The organism is Arthrobacter sp. HS15c (genome assembly GCF_040812005.1).
GTDB lineage: Bacteria > Actinomycetota > Actinomycetes > Actinomycetales > Micrococcaceae > Arthrobacter.
In genome coordinates, this window is the sequence record NZ_JBFOHM010000004.1 from 260,472 (window position 1) to 279,182 (window position 18,711).

Below are 18,711 nucleotides of genomic sequence, written 5' to 3' on the forward strand. Positions count from 1 at the left end.
TGTGGAATGTGGTGCGCCCGAATTGATGTCAGGTCCTCCTGGGGTCGCCGAATATGGCGATGCCAGGGTCTGGGGCAACAATTTGAGCATAGCTGACCCGACGCCCGACCAACAGGGACCCGCGCCACAACCCGCCCGGTTAGGCCGCAATCACCGCCCGGACTCTTCAGGAGCTCAGCGGCACATTGTCGATCAGCCGGACCGGTCCCACTTTGGCGGCGATGATCGCGAGGCCTTCGCCGCGGAACGGGGTCTCCCGGCAGTTCTCGGCCAGGGGTTCCAGCGTGCCCGGGTCCACCACTTCGAAGTAGTCCAGTTCCACCAGCGGCTGGGACGCCACCAGGTCCTGGGCGGACTCGAGGTCCAGCGGTTCGTGGGCGTTGGAGCGGTCTTCGAGGAGCCGCAGCGCCCTGGAGAGGACCAGCGCGGCTTCCCGCTGTTCGCCGGAGAGGAAGCGGTTGCGGCTGGACAGGGCCAGGCCGTCGGCGGACCGCACCGTGGGCACTCCCACAATGTCGACGGGGAAGTCCAGGTCAGCCACCATCCGCCGGACCAGCGCCAGCTGCTGGGCGTCCTTCTGGCCGAAGTAGGCACGGTAGGCTGCAAGGCCGGCGCCACCGGAGGAGGCAAAGGCGCCCGACGGCGGCAGGCCGGCGCCGGGAATCCCGTAGTGCAGCAGTTTGGCCACCACGGTGAGGGCGCCGTCGAAATGGCCGGGCCGGGAGGCGCCCTCCCACTTATCCCCCAACGGGCCTGCGGTCACCCGGACCAGCGGCTCGCCGCCGGGGTACACCTCCTCAACCGATGGTGCGAACGCCAGGTCCACGCCTTCGGCCTCCAGCAGTGCCAGGTCAGCGTCCAGCGTCCGCGGGTAGCGGTCCAGGTCCACGGCGTCGCCGAACTGCAGCGGGTTCACAAAGATGGACGCCACTACCACGTCATTCTGTTCGACGGCGGTGCGCGCCAGCTGGGCGTGTCCCTCGTGGAGTGCGCCCATCGTGGGCACCAGGCCCTGTGACGCACCCTGTTTTTGCATCAGCAGGCGGGCGCTTTCGGACCGCAGTTCGACCGCCGTCGTCACCAGTTTGATGGGCATCTCAGTCTTCCTTCGGTTCGAGGGCCTCGCGCAGCCCCTTCAGCTGGTCCGCCTTCAGCAGGCCGCGGCTTTCGGCGCGGCGGGCTGTGGACCGGGCCATGGCCAGGTACGCCGCCAGCACATCCCCGTGGGCGCCGGCGTCGTATTCCCGCAGGGCCTCGGCGTGGGCAGCCACTGTCCCGACGTCGCCACGGGCCACCGGCCCGGTCAGCGCGGCTTCGCCGGAGGCCAGTGCGTTCTCCAGCGTGGCCCGCAGGAGTGGCCCCAGCATCCGTTCCGGGGCGTCCACGCCCACCTCGCGGAGCAGCTGGGATGCCTGCGCCACCAAGGTGACCATGTGGTTGGAGCCGTGGGCCAGGGCAGCGTGGTAAAGGGTCCGGTCGCCTTCGGCGATGGCCACGGGCTCGGCGCCCATCTCCACCACCAGGGCCTGGGCGATGGGCAACATGGCCGCGTCAGCGGTGACGCCGAAGGTGCAGTCCAGCAGCCGGGTGAGGTCCAGGCTCATGCCGGTGAAAGTCATGGCAGGGTGCAGGGCGAGCGGGATGGAACCGGCCGCGCGCACGGGATGCAGGACCCCCACCCCAAACCTGCCCGACGTATGGGCCACCAGCTGTCCCGGCTGCCAGGCCCCGAGCTTTGCCAGCCCTGCCACGAGGCCGGCCAGGGCGTCATCGGGGACGGCGAGGAGCACCAGCTCCGAGCGCTCCACGATGTCCTGGATCTCCAGGACGGGCACCCCGGGAAGCAGCGCTTCGGCCCGTTCGCGGCTAGCGTCGGACACGGCGGAAACCCCGACGACGGCGTGTTCCGCCGAGCGGAGCGCCGCACCGAGGACGGCGCCCACCTTGCCGGCACCGATGATTCCGACGCCGAGGCGTCCGGGCTTAGCCATGCTGCTGGCCTTCCTGTTGTGTGTGGGTGTCCGGGGTTTCGGCAGGCTCAACCACCGGGGCAGGCTCAACCACCGGGGCTGCCGGCACCACCTGGGCCAGCCAGTGTTCGGTGGTCTGGCGCTTCCGGGCCAGCCGGGCGCGGGCGGACTGTTCGTCGAAAAGGGTCCTGGCCTCGTCCGTCCCGGCCTGGATCAGGCGGGGTGAGACCGGGCCGGCGGTGGTGTGGAGCACGAGGTCAACCACTCCGAAGCGCCTGGCCAGCGGGCCCTGGTGCAGGGCAATGGACTGCGTGCGCTGGTGCGGGACCACCACCAGCTGCCGCCACCAGCGTCCGGAGCGGATCAGCAGGGCCGTTGCGGTGGCGGCGAATCCGTTGCGGCGCCAGCCGAGCGGGGCCAGGAGCCGGGCCCGCCGCGGCGTGGTGACAAAACCGCCGTCGGAATCCAGCCCGGTGAGCCCCGCACCGAAGACCCGTCCCGGCTCCGGAGTTCCGGGGTCCGGGAGCACCAGCGACAGCATGCTCATGACGTCGGCCAGCTTGCCGACTGGCAGCAGTGTGGTCCGCGACGCTGTTTCGCCGTTGCTCCCGGCGGCCCCGTACCCGGCAACATTGACCTGGATCCGATACCAGCCGAAGATCCGCCACAGCGGCGGCTGCGCCACCCTGAGCGCCTGGATCCTTCCGGGCGGGAGGGTCTGTGCCTGGGTGTCCAGCAGCCCGTACCGCAGCCGGATCCCGTCCGGGGAGATGGCGGCGGTGAAGTTGTAGCCCTTGTTGAAGGAGCCCCAGTAACTCGCGGCAAGTCCCAGCGCGGCCGGAATCAGGTAGAAGTAGAAGCCACGGTTCTCGGTCACCGCGGACAGGATCACGGAGGCGATGCCGCCGAGGACCACAAAGAAGCTTTGCTCGCTGAGCAGCAGCGAACCGACCAGGCGCGACGGCGGCACGGACAGTACCGGATATTCCGGCGCCTCGGGCGCGGCCTCCTCCGGCCGGGCCGGGTCCTGGACCACGCCGGCGGCCCGGGCGAGGATGGTGGCCCGGAGCTGCCGGGCCTCGTCCATCCGGAGGTAGGCGAGGCGGACGGCGGACTCGCCGGCGTCGGCCACCTCGAACTTGAGCTCGGCCAGGCCGAAGATCCTTGCCAACAGGGGCTGCACAATGTCGATGGCCTGGACCCGGTCCAGCCGGGCCTGCCGCTGCTGCCGGAAGAGGAAGCCGGTGTTGACCCGGACATAGCCGCCGGCCACCTGGTACCGGGTGAAATACCAGGTCAGGATGAAGCCGAGCACAGCTATCAGCAGGACGGCCCCGCCGCCGGCCAGCAGCCAGGGTATCCGGCCGGCGAAGTCGTCTTCCAGGACGGGCCTGCCCTGCAGCATCCGCTCAAAGAAGTCGCGGCCGAAGAAGAATCCGATGGCGGCCAGCGCCACCCAGCCGCGCACAAACGGCGACGCCGGGTGCACGCGCAGCCACTCGCCGTCGGGCGTTTGCAGTGCGGGCGCGGCGGGCGCAGGCGTTTCCGGTGCGGCCACGGCGGGTACAGGGCCCGGCGCCGTCCCAGGCTCCGGGACAGGGCCGTCAGCGGTCACAGCCCAGCCAGCCTGGCTTCGCCGCGGGCCGACAGCTGCTCGCGCAGGCGTGCCCCTTCGGCGGCGGGCAGCCCGGGGATGTGTGCGTTGGTGCCCGGCGAGGCGGTGTGAAGCTTCAGTGTGCACAGCCCGAGTCCGCGTTCCACGGGGCCGACGCCGATGTCCACGTACTGCATCCGCCCGTAGGGGACCACCATGGTGCGCTGGAAGAAAATGCCGCCCCGGATCAGGAGGTCGTCGTCACGCTCGGCGTAGCCGATGGCGCGTACCTGGCGCGGGATGAGCACCAGCCGCCAGACAGCCAGGACCAGCGCTGCGGACGGTACCAGGATGGCGAGCCACAAGGGCGGCCACTGCCACCAGCCAAGGGTCACAAACACGAGCGGCAGGCTCAGGACGAGCACCATCACGATGTTCCCGAGGGCCCACTGCACCAGCCGCACGGTCACGTATTTGGGCGACACCCGCTGCCAGCTGATGCCCGGCGGATCAATCGCCTCGGTATGCATATTCGCCTTCCCCTGCGGCTTCACCACGCGGGCTCCGGCCGCGCTGGCCCTCACCCGGCGTTTCGGTGTCCTCCGGCGGGATCTTGCAGAACCGCTCCACCAGCAGGCCCACCACGATCATCACCAGGCCGCCGCCGGCCTGGGCCAGCGACAGCCACGTGATGCCCTGGTCGCTGCGCATGCTCCAGACCCGCAGCTGGTCCAGGAAAATCCCGGCGTGCCAGCCCAGCAGGACCGTGCCGGCGTAGGCGCAGGCCTGGGCCAGGACAAGGGTCCGGGCGGCGAGGATCGGGTTGAGGGCAGTCTTTTTCTTGGTGGCGTCGCGGTTGCTGTTGCGCCACCGCAGGATCCGGATGCCAAGGACCAGCGTGATGGCCACGATCACGCCCATGGTGGCCAGCGCCGTGGCGGGCAGGACGGGCGTGGCCACGCTGTACCGGTTGGTCAGGACGGTGGCGGCCCAGCCGGCAACGGCCAGGATCAGGCCGATCAGCAGCAGGCGCAGCGGGTTGATGGGTTTCATGGCCTACTCAACCGCCCCGGCCGTGGGGACGCCGTCGAAGTCGCCGAAGCCGTCGAACGGAACCAGGTCGTCGAAGTCGGAGGCCCGGGCAGCCAGGGCGCTGATCCGTTCGCCGTTCAGCGTCGCCGCCGGCTCGATCAGGGACCACGGATAGAGCACAAAGGCGCGTTCGGCGGCACGCGGGTGCGGCAGGGTCAGATCCGGGTCGTCACTGGTGAGGTCGCCGTAGGTGATGATGTCGACGTCAAGCGTCCGCGGCCCCCAGCGCACCTCCCGGACGCGGTGGTGCTTGTTCTCCACGGACTGGCAGTGCTCCAGCAGCGCCGCCGGGGACAGTGTGGTTTCGACGGTGATGACCATGTTCAGGAAGTCCGGCTGGCCGGCGGGCCCGCCGACCGCTTTGGTCTGCACTACCGGGGAGACGGCCAGCAGGCGGACCTCGGGCGGATCCACGAGGTCCGCAACGGCCCCGGACAGGGTGTCGTTCCGTTCGCCGAGGTTGCTGCCGAGCGCAAGCACTGCCTTGGAATAGCCGGCGGTCATTTCTGCTCCCGGTACACGCTGACGGACACGTCGCCGAAGGGAACCTCGATGGGCGCCTTGGGCTTATGCACGGTGATCTCCACCGCGTGGAGCCGGTACTCGCTGAGCAGGTCCTCGGCGATCCGGACAGCCAGGGCCTCGATCAGGTTTACCGGCTCGCCCGTGATCCAGCCGGTGATGCGCTCGGCCACTTCGCCGTAGTGCGCGGTGTCCCGGACATCATCCGAGGCGGCCGCCGGGGAAAAGTCCAGGTGCAGCACGGCGTCCACCACAAAGGGCTGGCCCTCGCGGCGTTCGAAATCGAACACACCGTGATGGCCGACGGCGGTCACACCGCTCAGCGTAATCCTGTCCATGGGGTCCCCCGGCCCTAGTGTGCGGTGCGGGCGGCAGCCATGCGTGAGGCAACCTTGACGGCGTCAAGGCTGGGGCCGACGTCGTGCACGCGGACCGCCCAGGCCCCGCGGAACGCGCTGATGGCGGTGATGGCCGCGGTGGCCGCGTCCCGCTCTTCCGGTGCGGCCGACTTGCCGGCCACCGTGAGCAGCGTGCCCAGGAAACGCTTGCGCGAAGCGCCCACCAGGACCTTGTGGCCGAGGCTTTCGAGCTGGTCCAGGTGCTGCAGGAGTTCCCAGTTCTGGGCATCATTCTTGGCGAAGCCCAGGCCCGGGTCCACGATGATCTGGTCCTGGCTGACCCCGGCCGCGTAGAGCTTGTCCCGTACCCCGGCCAGTTCGGCCACCACTTCGGCGGCAACGTCCTTGTAGTCGGCCAGCGAATTCATGGTGCGGGCGTCGCCGCGGCGGTGGGTGAGCACATAGGGCACCTTGGATGCGGCAACGAGCTCTGCCATTTCCGGTTCGATGGTGAGGCCGGAGACGTCGTTGATGATGGCGGCGCCGGCTTCCACAGCGGCAGCTGCGGTGGATGCGTGGGTGGTGTCGATGCTAACCAGGGCACCGGCCTTGACCAGGGCCTGGATCACAGGGATCACGCGCCGCTGTTCCTCGTCCGGGCTGACGTCTTCCGCGCCTGGACGTGTCGATTCGCCACCGACGTCGATGATGTCCGCCCCGGCGTAGAACATCCGCAGGCCCGCCGCGATGGCGGTGTCAGCTGTCGGGTGCTTGCCGCCGTCGCTGAATGAGTCCGGGGTGACGTTGAGGACGCCCATGACCAGGGTGCGGTCGGTGGGGAGGTCGGAGAATTTCGCGGCCGGACGCGGTTTGCGCAGGATGGGCAGCGGAGATGTTGCGGGCCCGGTTCCCGGGGCTGCAGCTAGTGAGTCCATGGTCTTGATACTTACCTTCCGAGGATGAGGCTCATGGCTTCGGCACGGGTGGCCGGGTCATGGAGCTGCCCGCGTACCGCGCTGGTGACGGTCTTCGCTCCGGGCTTGCGGACACCGCGCATGGACATGCACATGTGTTCGCATTCAACCACGACGATCGCGCCGCGGGGTTTGAGATGGCTGACCATCGCTTCAACGATCTGGGTGGTGAGCCGCTCCTGGACCTGGGGGCGGCGGGCGTAGATGTCCACGAGCCGCGCCAGCTTGCTCAGCCCGGTCACCTTTCCGTCATGGGACGGGATGTAGCCAACGTGGGCCACACCGTGGAACGGCACGAGGTGGTGCTCGCAGGTGGAGTAGAAGGGGATGTCCTTGACCAGGACCAGTTCCTCGTGGTCCAGGTCGAACTTGGTGGAGAGGACATCCGCCGGATCGTGGTGCAGCCCCGCGAAGACCTCGGCGTAGGCCTTGGCTACCCGTTTGGGGGTGTCCTGGAGCCCGCCGCGGTCCGGATCCTCGCCGATGGCCAGCAGGATTTCGCGGACGGCAGCTTCGATCCGCGGCCGGTCCACTTTCTCGTGCTTTTTGTGGTGGGATCCGTCCTCCGCCGGGTACCCGGCGGAGGAGTGGGCGTCGTCGTCGTCGAAGTGATTCACGTATGAAAGCTTAGCCGCGAAGGGTGTCGGGCCCCGAGTCGGGGATGCCGCCCTGGAACGGGGCATCCTCCGGAACGCCCTGGGGGTGCGGGGGCTGGGCGTCCAGCGGCTCCTCGAGGCGGGCCTCCTTGGCCTCCTCCTGGGCTTCGCGTTCGGCCTTCTCCAGGCGCGACTCGACAGGTCCTTCCTTCTGGACCGGCCGGGTCTCCTTCGAAAGCCATACCTCGCGGAAGTCGCGCTTGCGGATGTCCGTGAAGATGTGCGCGATCTCGGCCTGGTTGAGGGTCTCCCGCTCCAGGAGTTCCAGGGCCAGCTGGTCCAGGACATCCCGGTTTTCGGTGAGGATGGCGTAGGCCTCGTCATGCGCCTGGTCGATCAGGCGGCGTACTTCCTCGTCCACCACGTAGGCAATCTGGTCGGAGTAGTTGCGCTCGTGCCCGGCGTCGCGGCCCAGGAAGGGCTCGCCGCCGCCCTGGCCCAGGCGCACGGCACCCACGCGTTCGCTCATGCCGTACTCGGTGACCATCTTGCGGGCCGTCGAGGTGGCCTTCTCAATGTCGTTCGATGCGCCCGTGGAGGGGTCGTGGAAGACGATTTCCTCGGCAACGCGGCCGCCCATGGCGTAGGCCATCTGGTCCAGCAGTTCGTTCCGGGTGATCGAGTATTTGTCATTGTCCGGGACCACCATGGTGTAACCCAGCGCGCGGCCGCGGGGCAGGATGGTGATCTTGGTGACCGGGGCCGAATTGCGCAGTGCCGCCGCCACCAGGGCGTGTCCGCCTTCGTGGTAGGCGGTGATCTTGCGCTCGTGCTCCTTCATGACGCGGCTGCGCTTCTGCGGGCCGGCCATCACGCGGTCGATGGCCTCGTCCAGGGCGCGGTCGTCGATGAGGTTGGCGTTGGAGCGGGCGGTGAGCAGCGCGGCTTCGTTCAGCACGTTGGCCAGGTCCGCACCGGTGTAGCCCGGGGTCTTCTTGGCCACAGCCTTGAGGTCAACGCCCTGGGCCATGGGCTTGCCCTTGGCGTGGACCTGCAGGATCTGGTCACGGCCGATCATGTCCGGCGCTTCCACGCCGATCTGGCGGTCGAAGCGGCCCGGACGCAGCAGTGCCGGGTCCAGGACGTCGGGGCGGTTGGTGGCGGCGATCAGGATGACGTTGGTCTTGACGTCAAAGCCGTCCATTTCCACCAGCAGCTGGTTGAGGGTCTGCTCGCGTTCGTCGTTGCCGCCGCCGATGCCTGCGCCGCGGTGGCGGCCAACGGCGTCGATTTCATCAACGAAGATGATGGCGGGCGAGTTGGCCTTGGCCTGTTCGAACAGGTCACGGACGCGGGAGGCGCCCACACCGACGAACATCTCAACGAAGTCCGAGCCGGAGATGGAGAAGAAGGGAACGCCGGCCTCGCCTGCGACGGCGCGGGCCAGGAGGGTCTTGCCGGTGCCCGGAGGGCCGTACAGCAGCACACCCTTGGGGATCTTGGCGCCCACCGCCTGGAATTTGGCCGGTTCCTGCAGGAACTCCTTGATTTCCTGCAGTTCCTCCACAGCTTCATCAGCACCCGCGACGTCCACGAAGGTCACCTGCGGCATGTCCTTGTTGACCATCTTGGCCTTGGACTTGCCGAACTGCATGATCTTCGAACCGCCGCCCTGCATGCGGGTCATCAGGAACCAGAACAGCGCACCGAGAAGGATGACGGGGATCAGCAGCGAGAGGAGTCCGGAGAACCAGTTGCTCTCGATCGGCTGGTCCGTGTAGCCGCTTGCGGGTTTGGCGTCGGTGACGGCCTTGACCACGTCCACCGCGCGGGCATCGACGAAGAAGAACTGGACGCTCTTGCCCTTGTCCTGCCCGTCGACCTGGAGGCTGTCCTTGAGCACCAGGTCCACGCGGTTTTCGCCGTCGAAGATCTTCGCCTGCTCAACTTTGTTGTCGGCCAGGAGCCCCAGGCCCTTGTCCGTGTCGATCCGGGCGGCACCGCCGGGAGCCAGTGTTGCAAAAGCCACAAGGAGCATGCCGATCACAACAACGATCCAGATGCCCGGGCCCTTGAAGAAACTCTTAGCTTTCATCTGTTCGGGGATTCGCCCCGTCCCTCCTGGTAGTGCTGCACGGCGAGTGGTCTGCGCGCGTGTGGTGCTGCGTCAGGTTCTAGCTATACACCGTTCGGAGTAAATCACGCACGGTATGGCGCAAAAGTTCCCTCTGGGCGTAGCGGGCTGCAGGAGGCCAGGACGGGGGCGCCGCAGGTCAGACGGCCGCGTGCACAGCCAGTTTCCGGAGGATGGCCGTGCCGCCCTCGGCGAAGACTGAAGCGCCGTGGTTTCCCGGGCCCGGGAAGAGCAGGTCCGTCAGGACCACCTTGCCGCCCTGGGCGAAAACCTCCACCGAGCAATGGTCGACGACGACGCGAACCGTGAGCACGCCGTCCTCCAGCGGAACGGGGGCCGACTCCACCGACGCGAAGGCAGGGTGGAAGGCGGTGTCCCCCACCGCCTTGCGGTCCAGGCTGAGCACCCCGGCGGCGGGATCGTACGCGAGGACGGCGGCGCCGCCGTCGGCATCCTCCCACAGCCGGAGACCGCAGCGGCCCGAGGTGCCGGGCAGGATCTCGGCGTCGATCACCTGGGCCTTGCCCGGCCGGAATTCGGGCAGCGCGAGCGCGCCGCGGAGCTCCCGGCCGCCCAGGGACTGGACGTTGTCAAGAGGCGGAAGGACGGGGGCCTGGACCAGTGACGGGCGGCCGTCCACCGTTTCCAGGGTGACCTCACGGACCAGCGACATCCCGGACCGCCAGGGGGACGTGGGCAGCGTGTTGGCGTAGTCCCAGTTGTTGAGCCAGCCGATCATGAGGCGCCGGTTGTCCGGAACGTTGCTGAAGGACACCGCGGCATAGTAGTCACGGCCCCAGTCCAGCCAGCGGCATTCGCGCAACCGGCCAAGGTCCGTGGCGGTGGTTCCAAACACCGGGGAGTCCAGCAGGGACGACGGATCGGGCGTGAATGTGGAGCCGTCGAAGTCGCCTACGAAGTACTGCCCGCCGGAGCCTCCGGCCACTGCACCGGGGTTGACGTTGACCACCAGCACCCACTTGGTCCGGTCCGGGTTGCCGTCCACAGGCAGCGGGAAGAGGTCGGGGCATTCCCACTCGCCACCGGCGGCGTTGGCCGGTCCAAATTCGCTGGCCAGCTCCCATACGCGCAGGTCCGCGGAGCGGTAGAACACCACTGTCTGCTCGCCGGCTTCGACGGCGGCCATCACCCAGTGCGGGCCATCGGGACCCGGGTAACTGAAGACCTTGGGGTCGCGGAAGTTCGCCGAGCCGCGGGTCAGCACGGGGTTGCCCGCGAACTTGGTCCAGGTCATGCCGGCGTCGTTGCTGTAGGCCAGTGACTGTGCCTGTGTGCCTTCATGGGGGGTACCGGGCTTGTAGGCGCTGGTGTAGATGGCCACGAGGGGCGGGTTTTCGGCGCTGCCGAAGCCCGAGCTGTTGGTGTGGTCCACCACAATGCTGCCGGAGTAGATGTCCTCGGCATCGTCGCAGGCGATGGCCAAGGGCTGCTCGGTCCAGTGCACCAGGTCGGTGGACGTGGCATGCCCCCAGGACATGTTGCCCCACACATTCCCGTACGGGTTGTTCTGGTAGTAGAGGTGGTAGGTGCCCCGGTAAAAGACCAGGCCGTTGGGGTCATTGAGCCAGGTGTCCCGCGCCGTGTAGTGCAGGGCCGGACGCAGGTGCGGCGTCGTGGCGTGGGCTTGCTGCGGCAGCACTTCCTGGGGCCGGACTTCCTGCGGCGGGGCCGGTTTTGGGCGTGCGTCATCAAGGCGGCTGGACATGGTGCTGGATCCTTGCTCTGGTCTGGTCGGTAGGGAGGACTTGCTTGCCGGTGTCCGGGGAACCGGACCCGGGGTCACGGCGGTGGCGCTGCGACGGAGTCGCGGGCCACCAGCGGGCAGTCCAGGATGGTCGGGTGGAGCGCCATGAGGGCCAGGTCAGTCTTGCCCTCGATGGCGTCGATCAGGTTGTCGGCGGCCCAGGCACCCATTTCGTAGTGGGGCAGGGCCACCGTGGTCAGGCCCGGGTACAGGTTTGCAGCGATGAGTTCCTGGTCATCGAAGCCCACCACGGACAGGTCGGCGGGGATGGACAGTCCAAACTCCGCCGCGGCCCGGTAGGCGCCCATGGCCATCCGGTCGTTGTAGCAGAACAGCCCGGTGGGCCTGTCCGGGCGGGCCAGGATGCGGCGGGCCGCCTCGTAGCCTCCCTGCACTTCGGAGATCTCCGACTCGACAGGTGCCGCGTCGCCGTCGAGCCCTGCCTCCGTCAGTGTGGCCCGGAAGCCGCGGAGGCGGTCCCGGGTGGCGGGGACGTCGTCGGTGTTGTTAAGGAAGCCGATGCGCGTATGGCCGGCCGCCAGGAGGGTTCCGACGGCGGCACGGGCACCGCCCTCCTCGTCCGGCACCACCGCGGTGATGCTGCCGCCGGTGCTGACCGAGTCCACCAGAACGGACGGCACACTGCCAAGGTTGACCGGCACCTGCACCTGGCGGTGGTACATGGTGGCGTAGAGGATGCCGTCGACGCGGCGCTCGAGGAGGGCCTCGACGTCGGCATCCCTGGATTCGGTGCTCGCGGACCCGGAGGTGTTGATGATCATCAGGTTATAACCGCGGGCACGGGCGGCCTCGTCCGCGCCCAGGATGATGCGTCCCGCATGGGGGGTGGTGGCGATGTCCTCGCTGACCAGGCCCAGCATACCGGTCCGCTGGGTGCGGAGCGCCTGGGCGAGCCGGTTGGGCCCGTACCCGAGCTGTTCGGCGGCGGACTTCACCTTGTCCCTGGTTTCCGGACTGATCCGTGCGTACTTCACGTCATTGAGGACATGGGAGACCGTGGTCACAGACACCCCTGCGGCGACTGCTACTTCCTTGATACCGACTGATCTGTTGGTCATTGGTCTCCCACGTCCTCATGGTGTTGGTGCTGTACCAGTAAGGCTACAGACGAGTAATCGTTTCCCTGGTCGTGGGCGTGGCCCCTGGGCCGGTTACTGGGCCAGAACTGCATGTGCCACCTGGAAACCGACCGTGGGTGTGGCCCTCAAGGCGTTAACGGCCCTGTCGGCGGTAACCTGGGCCTCAGTGCCGGAGTCAAGGATCGTATTCCGAACTGATTCTGGATCGACCATGACGGCCGTTACGGCGAGATCGTCCGACGCCTCGGTCGTCAGGAGGGCGTCCACCTGCGCCGAGAAGCAGGAGTCACTTGACGTGGAGTGGACGTCCATCGCCACCACGTGGTTGTTGGAGACGAAGTTGCCAACCCCCGCCATCAGCCGGATGACGACAGGCGTCGCACCTGCCGGCCGGATGCTCTGAGAGTCGATGATCTGCGAGAAATGGTTGCCGACCACAGTGTTGTTGCTGCCGCTGACACAGAGAAGTCCGTGGAGGTCATCCAGCCCGTTGTCGACTCCCAGGAAGGGCGTCCAGGGCTCATGGTCACGCAGGAAGTGATTCGTGGCCACGAGGTTCTCCGAACTGTTCGCTGCGAGAACCACCATCCCGGGGTAGAACGAATGCAAACGGTTGTTGGTGACGCTTGAACGCGTGACGCCGTCGAGATGGACGCTGCTCGCACCACGGGGGAAGACGTTGTTCGCAGTGATCAGGAGCCCGCCATGGTTCTGGGCGTAGATCGAGTGGCCTTTGAAGCCCGCTCCGACCAGGTTGTCCGTGATCTTTGACGCCTGCCCCCACCCGCGCAGCTCGATGCAGCTTCCGCATTCGGCGATGAAGTTATCGTGAATGGACAGCGCGTCCGCGTGGTAGATGGTGAGCGCGTTCTCAAGGTAGACGAACCCCATGCCGGTGACGCGGAATGAGTCATTGGCGTTTGCGACATAGATACCGGTCTTGCCGTTGACGTAGGTGTTCTCCGGAGGCATTCCCGAGCCATCCGGGGTGAAGTGCAGCCCGTCGATGCAGAAGTTGGAGAACTCGACCGAGCTGATCCGCGGGCTCCCGCTGCGCTCAACGTAGAAGGCGGCGCCCTTGGATTCCTCCCCGTCTTCGCCGAGGGGAAGGTCGACGATGATGCGGCTCCCCCCTGGCCACAGCTCATGCAGGTCGGGCCATTCGTCTTCGGGAACGTTGAACCGGATGCTCGACGACGTAAATCCGTGTCCCGAGCCGTGGATCCTGAGGAAGCTGATGTCGATCAGCACCTGCGTACGAAGATGGTAGTCACCGGGCGGAATGTAGATCACCGCGCCTGGCTTTCCGCCATTGTTCGCATCGGTGGCCGCCTGCCGGGCCTTGATGTCAGCGATGATGCTGTTGATTACTTCACCGACGTCCTCAAACGCATTGCCGACGGGCCACGTCGTCACGTCGTAGCAGTTGTTGCTTGACATAGCTTCTTCCCTTTGTGGTGTGGTTTCTCAGCCCTTGACGGCGCCGAGCGTCATGCCCGCGACGATCTTGCGCTGCAAGAGAAGGGTAAGGAGGATGACCGGGATCGAGTAGACCGCGGCCAGTGCCGTCATGGATCCCCAGTCCAGTCCGAACTGGGTCTGGAAATTCGCGATGACCACGGGAGTGGTCTGGGACCTGACGGCGGTCATCAGGAGGGCGAACAGGAACTCGTTCCAGGACGCCAGGAAGGCGAAGATCGCCGTGACCGCGATGCCGCCGGAGACCACCGGAATGACCACCCGCCACAGGGCGCCGAGCCTGCTGCAGCCGTCCACGGTGGCCGCTTCCTCCAGGTCCTTGGGCACGGCTTCGAAGAAGCTGGACATCAGCCAGATGGAAAGCGGCAGCGAGATGGTGGTGTGGGCGATCGACAGGGCGATGGGCGTATCGGCGAGTCCCGCTGCCGACATCATCGATGCGAGCGGAATGCCGATGGCCACGGGCGGCACCATCCGGGTGACCAGCGCCGCCATGATGAAAACGCGGCCGCTGGGTGTCTTGTAGCGGGTGATGCCGTACGCGGCCGGAACCGCCAGCACGAGGGACAGGACCGTGCTGATGATGGCCGTCTGCGCACTGTTGATGAAGGAAGCCAGCACCCCGCTGCGTCCCAGGGCGTTGGTGTAGTTCTCGAGCGTCCACTCCTTGGGCAGGATGGTGGGCGGGACGGCGATGGTGTCGATCGGCGTCTTGAAGGACGTGAAGAGCAGGTAGAGGAACGGGAAACCGTAGAAGATCATGGCCGCCGCGAGGAGGATCCACAGCAGCGTCCTGGTGCTGCGCTTGCCTGCCTCGAGGCCCTCCGCGTGGTAGCGACGGCGGCGCGCGCCGGTGCCGGCCGGCGCCTTGGTGCTGGGTGCGGAAGGAACTGTTGTGGTTGGCATGGTGGTCTCCGTTGCGGCTGGACCGTGAAGGCGGGGGTCTGCGAGGCTCATCAGTTGTCCTTTCCTGGCCGCCAGATGGTGGAGACCGCGAAGAAGGCGACGGCGAGCATGGCCAGCAGGTAGATGGTGCCCATGGCGCTTGCCAGGCCGGGATCGCCGAAGCGGATCATGGTGCGGTAAATCAGCAGGCTCATGGTTTCGGAGGCGGACTGGGGGCCGCCGTTGGTCTGGATGAGGATGGTGTCGAAGGCACGTGCCGCGTCGATGCCGCGGACCACCAGGGCGACGGCGATGACCGGCCGCAGCAGGGGAAGGATGATCCGGAACAGCATGGCGGGCGCACGGGCCCCGTCCAGGCGGGCCGCTTCGATCAGGTCACCGGGGATGTTCTGCAGCCCGGCAAACAGCACCAGGCACATAAACGACGTGGTGAGCCAGATGTCGGGAATGGCCACCGAGAACAGCACGATGTTGGGGTCCGACAGCCAGCCGATCTGGTTGGGGTTGGCCAGCAGCCCGGCCTGGTGCATGAGGGTCCCGATCAGGCCGAAGTTGTCGATCATGAGGAACTTCCACAGCAGCCCTGCCACGATCGGCGCAATCATGAGCGGGTAAAGGAACACGGTCCGCCAGATCTGGGAGTTGCGGCCCAGCATGGTGAAGAGCAGGGCCATGCCCAGCCCTAGGGCGAATTCGAGGGTTACAACCACGAGGGTGTAGGCAAGGGTCCGCCAGCCGGCGCCCATGAATGCCTCGGAGGCGAAGGCCTGGAAATAGTTGTCCAGTCCCACGAAGTCGCGGGGCCCGCCGGCGATGGGCGAGATCTTGAAAAAGCTGTCGGCCACCAGGCGGAACAGCGGGTAAGCCACGAAGATGGCGAGGAACAAAGCCGCCGGAGCCATCAGAAACGTTGCGAAGCGGCGATCGGAGATGCGCACGGTTTTCTCTTCTGTTTGTTGGGGCCGCGGCCGGCACCGGTTGGGCAGGTGCCAGCCGCGGAGTCTTACTTGAGGAGGGCCTGGATCTGCTTTTTGGCGTCAGCCAGGAGGGCTGCGGAGTCTCCGCCGGCCACGGCCTTCTGCAGGAGCGGCACCAGGACGGTGTCCACGATCTGCTGCCACTTCTCGGTGGCCGGCCGGGTGGCAGTGGCGTTACCGTTCAGTGTTTCGATCAGCGGGCCGAAGCTCTCGTACCCGGCCTTGTCCTGGTACTTCTCGAAGGCTGAGATGCGCGAGGCGAGGCCAAGGCTGGACTCGATGCCCATGCTGTTGTAGTCATAGGCGCATTTGACGAACTTCTTGGCGTTGTCCGTGTTCTTGGTGGCCTTGGGGACTGAGAGGTACCAGGGTCCCGGAACGCCTGCCACGCCTGCGCTGCCGCCGATCATCGGCGCCGCGCCCACCTTGCCGGCCACCGGTGCGTCCTTGGGGATCTGGCGGTAGGCGTGGGCCCAGAAGCGGGTCATGGCGGTCTTGCCCTGGTTGAAGAGGTTCTGGGCCGCGGCCCAGTCCACCTGCGCGGCACCCGGGGGCGCGTACTTGGTCAGGCTGGTGTAGAAGTCCAGCGCTTCCATGTGGGCGGCGTTGTCGATGACCACGTTGTTGTTGTCGTCCAGGATCATCGGGGAGCCGGCCTGGAGGACGTGGGCCAGCCATTCGGTCTCGACGCCGCCCTTGACGTCGGTTCCGTACATGCCGTCCTTGGTGAAGAACTCGGAGATGTCCTTGTACTGCTGCCAGGTGGTGGGTGCCGCGAGGTCGTAGCCGTACTTTGCCTTGAAGCCGGCCTTGTTCGCGGCGTCCTCGAAGAGGTCGGTGCGGTAGAGGATGATTTCGGCGTTGGTCCAGGCGGGCATACCGATGAAGTGGCCGTCCACGTTGGCTTCCTTGACGAGTGCCGGGAAGATGTCCTTCTTGGCCTCATCGGTGAAGAGTTCATCGATGGGCTGGACGGCGTCCTTGAAGCTGGGGAGCCATACGGAGTCCAGGGCGGCGACGTCGAAGGAGACGTTGCCGGAGGAGAACTCGCTGGAGAGCCGGTTGAACATGCCGTCGTAGGGCAGTTCGACGAAGTTGACGTCGATTCCCGCGTCCTTCTTGCACTGCTCGGCGACGCCGGTCAGTTCGGCGTGGCCGCCAGCTTCCACCAGGACGTTGACGGTGCTGGCGGCGCTACCCGAAGTGGTCGGGCCCCCGGCGCCGCACCCGGTGGCCGCAAGTGCGACGGCGGTGCAGAGGCCGCCGATGGTGGCGAACCTGTTGATGGTCTTTCGAGTGGACATCTCTGTCGACTCACTTTCTCTCGAACGGAATGGCGAGACGGTCTGTGGGGTGAAAAATCGTTTTGCCAAAACGACTTGGCATTAATGTAGGCCTCTTTCGGGCCGGGTGTCAAGGGTCACATCCCCCGGATGTTTTGCCTGCTGGAGGTGCGGTACGAAAGCTGACAAATCGTTTTGTCAATTCGGCCGGCTTTGGCCCGGCTTAAATGCCGGTGGCGGCCTCCGAAGAGGCCGCCACCGGCAGTGCTGTGCGAGGGCTTTTACTCGTAGACGTGCGGGGCCAGCGTGCCCACGAAGTCCAGGTTGCGGTACTTCTCCGCGTAGTCCAGGCCGTAGCCCACCACAAACTCGTTGGGGATGTCGTAGCCCACGTACTTGACGTCGATCTCCACCTTGGCGGCGGTGGGCTTGCGGAAGGCGGTGCAGATTTCCACCGAAGCGGTGCCGCGGGATTCCAGGTTGGTCTTCAGCCAGGACAGCGTGAGGCCGGAGTCGATGATGTCCTCGACGATCAGCACATCCTTGCCCATGAGGTCCGTGTCCAGGTCCTTGAGGATGCGGACAACCCCTGAGGACTGGGTGCCGGAGCCGTAGGAGGAAACAGCCATCCAGTCCATGGAGATGTGGCTGTGGAGTGCCCGGGCGAGGTCTGCCATGACCATCACGGCACCCTTGAGCACACCAACAATGAGGATTTCACGGCCTTCGTAGTCCTTGTCGATCTCGGCAGCGAGTTCGGCGATCCGCTGCTGGATCTGTTCCTTGGTGTAGAGAACGTGCTTGAGGTCTGCCTGGACGTCGTTTGAATCCACCAATGGCTCCTGTGTAGATGCGGGGTGCGACTAATTTTGGGGCGGTTTTTGAGGCCGGAATACTAGCTTCCCACAGCGGGCGCCCTCACGGGGAACGGGACTGCCGCCGTTGGGCTGGCCGGCGACCGCACCGGGCCGGTTTGCCGCCTCCAGCTGGGCCAGCGACAGCCGGTACACACTCACGCCGCCGGGAAGCTCAACGGGCCCGGCCGAACCCTGCCGCCGAAGCAGCGCTTCCGCCGCCAGAAGCCTCTGGTAGCTGGGCTGTTGGCCCCCGACGTCGGCCGCCGCCTTCGCGATGACCCGGAACCTGATGGCCGGCGCCAGGTCCCCCAACGCCTCCTCCGGAAGGCTGACGTCGACGCCGGAGCGCTCCACCAGGGCAGCAAAGGTGCTCTCCGCCACGTCCTCAAGGTAGTCGGCGTCCAACTGCAGAATGGACGCCGTCCGGGCCAGGGACTCCGCGACGCCGGGGCCGAGCTTTTCTTCGAGCATCGGCAGCACTTCCACGCGGGTCCGGGAGCGGGCAAAGGACGGGTCCGCGTTGCTGGGGTCATGCCAGGGGTCGAGTTCCTCGACGTCGCAGATCTCCAGGGTGTCCGCGCGGCGAAGCCCGAGGAACGGCCGGAGCAGCGTCCCGCGGGCAGGGCGCATTCCGGCCAGGGATCTGGTCCCCGAGCCGCGGGCCAGTCCCAGCAGGACCTGTTCGGCCTGGTCGTCCAGGGTGTGGCCCAGCAGGATGGCAGCGGCGCCCTGGCCTGCGGCGGCAGCGTCCAAGGCGGAGTGGCGGGCGTCGCGGGCGGCAGCTTCGGGGCCCATGCCGGTGGGCGCGACAACAACGGTGCGGACCTCCACCGGGGCGAGTCCAAGTTCCGTGAGGGTCTGCGCGGTGCGGGCGGCCACCTCGGCCGAGCCTGGCTGCAGCTGGTGGTCCACCACCACGGCCCCCACCGTCACAGGATGTCCGTCCACATGGCCGCGGCGGGCAAAGTACGCCGCGACGGCGGCGAGCGCCAGAGAGTCCGGGCCCCCGCTGCACGCCACGATCACGTGCGCGGGATAGCCGGCGTCCGCCAGTGCGTTCTGGAGCGCCTTGCGCGCTGTGCCGACGACGGGCGCCAGCCTGCCGGGCCGCCGTCGTCCGCTGT

18 protein-coding genes are annotated in these 18,711 nt (G+C 67.0%); all 18 read right to left on the reverse strand.

The annotated features are described in order from the left end of the window. Positions 1-166: 166 nt before the first annotated feature. The 18 genes from ABV518_RS08110 to tilS all read right to left on the reverse strand — a co-directional run bounded on the left by ABV518_RS08110 (position 167) and on the right by tilS (position 18,685). Positions 167-1,096 carry a pantoate--beta-alanine ligase gene (locus ABV518_RS08110; protein WP_367766373.1) on the reverse strand — a complete coding sequence of 310 codons (930 nt, stop codon included), beginning with the start codon at positions 1,094-1,096 and terminating at the stop codon, positions 167-169. Position 1,097: 1 nt separating this feature from the next. Then, on the reverse strand, positions 1,098-1,991 hold the full coding sequence (locus ABV518_RS08115; protein ID WP_367766374.1) for a Rossmann-like and DUF2520 domain-containing protein: 894 nt from the start codon (positions 1,989-1,991) through the stop codon (positions 1,098-1,100). Beyond that, on the reverse strand, positions 1,984-3,528 hold the full coding sequence (locus ABV518_RS08120) for a PH domain-containing protein (RefSeq protein ID WP_367766577.1): 1,545 nt from the start codon (positions 3,526-3,528) through the stop codon (positions 1,984-1,986). The genes ABV518_RS08115 and ABV518_RS08120 overlap by 8 nt, the downstream gene beginning before the upstream one ends. Before the next feature lie 53 nt (positions 3,529-3,581). After that, positions 3,582-4,094 carry a PH domain-containing protein gene (locus ABV518_RS08125; protein ID WP_367766376.1) on the reverse strand — a complete coding sequence of 171 codons (513 nt, stop codon included), beginning with the start codon at positions 4,092-4,094 and terminating at the stop codon, positions 3,582-3,584. After that, positions 4,075-4,617, reverse strand: coding sequence for a DUF3180 domain-containing protein (locus ABV518_RS08130; RefSeq protein ID WP_367766377.1), 543 nt, complete (start codon positions 4,615-4,617; stop codon positions 4,075-4,077). The genes ABV518_RS08125 and ABV518_RS08130 overlap by 20 nt, the downstream gene beginning before the upstream one ends. A gap of 3 nt (positions 4,618-4,620) precedes the next feature. Continuing rightward, complete coding sequence (gene folK, locus ABV518_RS08135; protein WP_367766378.1) at positions 4,621-5,160, reverse strand: 2-amino-4-hydroxy-6-hydroxymethyldihydropteridine diphosphokinase; 540 nt, start codon at positions 5,158-5,160, stop codon at positions 4,621-4,623. Further along, positions 5,157-5,516 (reverse strand): dihydroneopterin aldolase, encoded by a 360-nt coding sequence (folB, locus tag ABV518_RS08140; RefSeq protein ID WP_367766379.1) that lies wholly within the window; start codon positions 5,514-5,516, stop codon positions 5,157-5,159. The genes folK and folB overlap by 4 nt, the downstream gene beginning before the upstream one ends. 14 nt (positions 5,517-5,530) lie before the next feature. Then, positions 5,531-6,451, reverse strand: coding sequence for a dihydropteroate synthase (folP, locus tag ABV518_RS08145; RefSeq protein WP_367766380.1), 921 nt, complete (start codon positions 6,449-6,451; stop codon positions 5,531-5,533). Positions 6,452-6,462: 11 nt separating this feature from the next. Continuing rightward, entirely contained in the window at positions 6,463-7,107 is a 645-nt protein-coding gene (gene folE / locus ABV518_RS08150; protein WP_367766381.1) for a GTP cyclohydrolase I FolE, read from the reverse strand. Positions 7,108-7,117: 10 nt separating this feature from the next. Next, the gene (ftsH, locus tag ABV518_RS08155) at positions 7,118-9,181 is read right to left on the reverse strand and encodes an ATP-dependent zinc metalloprotease FtsH (protein WP_367766382.1); all 2,064 of its coding nucleotides are present in this window, start codon (positions 9,179-9,181) and stop codon (positions 7,118-7,120) included. Between the two features lie 178 nt (positions 9,182-9,359). After that, positions 9,360-10,946: a glycoside hydrolase family 32 protein gene (locus ABV518_RS08160; protein ID WP_367766383.1), complete on the reverse strand. Its 1,587-nt coding sequence runs from the start codon at positions 10,944-10,946 to the stop codon at positions 9,360-9,362. Between the two features lie 74 nt (positions 10,947-11,020). Next, the gene (locus ABV518_RS08165) at positions 11,021-12,064 is read right to left on the reverse strand and encodes a LacI family DNA-binding transcriptional regulator (protein ID WP_367766384.1); all 1,044 of its coding nucleotides are present in this window, start codon (positions 12,062-12,064) and stop codon (positions 11,021-11,023) included. Positions 12,065-12,157: 93 nt separating this feature from the next. Beyond that, entirely contained in the window at positions 12,158-13,525 is a 1,368-nt protein-coding gene (locus tag ABV518_RS08170; RefSeq protein WP_367766385.1) for a right-handed parallel beta-helix repeat-containing protein, read from the reverse strand. A gap of 27 nt (positions 13,526-13,552) precedes the next feature. Continuing rightward, positions 13,553-14,470 carry a carbohydrate ABC transporter permease gene (locus ABV518_RS08175; RefSeq protein WP_367766386.1) on the reverse strand — a complete coding sequence of 306 codons (918 nt, stop codon included), beginning with the start codon at positions 14,468-14,470 and terminating at the stop codon, positions 13,553-13,555. 50 nt (positions 14,471-14,520) lie between these two features. Next, a complete protein-coding gene (locus tag ABV518_RS08180) occupies positions 14,521-15,408 on the reverse strand; it encodes a carbohydrate ABC transporter permease (protein WP_367766387.1) in 888 nt (295 codons plus the stop codon). 65 nt (positions 15,409-15,473) lie between these two features. Next, positions 15,474-16,751, reverse strand: coding sequence for an ABC transporter substrate-binding protein (locus tag ABV518_RS08185; protein WP_367766389.1), 1,278 nt, complete (start codon positions 16,749-16,751; stop codon positions 15,474-15,476). A 260-nt stretch (positions 16,752-17,011) separates the two neighbouring features. Continuing rightward, positions 17,012-17,563 (reverse strand): hypoxanthine phosphoribosyltransferase, encoded by a 552-nt coding sequence (hpt, locus tag ABV518_RS08190; protein WP_131132307.1) that lies wholly within the window; start codon positions 17,561-17,563, stop codon positions 17,012-17,014. Between the two features lie 30 nt (positions 17,564-17,593). Continuing rightward, positions 17,594-18,685 carry a tRNA lysidine(34) synthetase TilS gene (tilS, locus tag ABV518_RS08195; RefSeq protein ID WP_367766579.1) on the reverse strand — a complete coding sequence of 364 codons (1,092 nt, stop codon included), beginning with the start codon at positions 18,683-18,685 and terminating at the stop codon, positions 17,594-17,596. Positions 18,686-18,711: the final 26 nt, after the last annotated feature.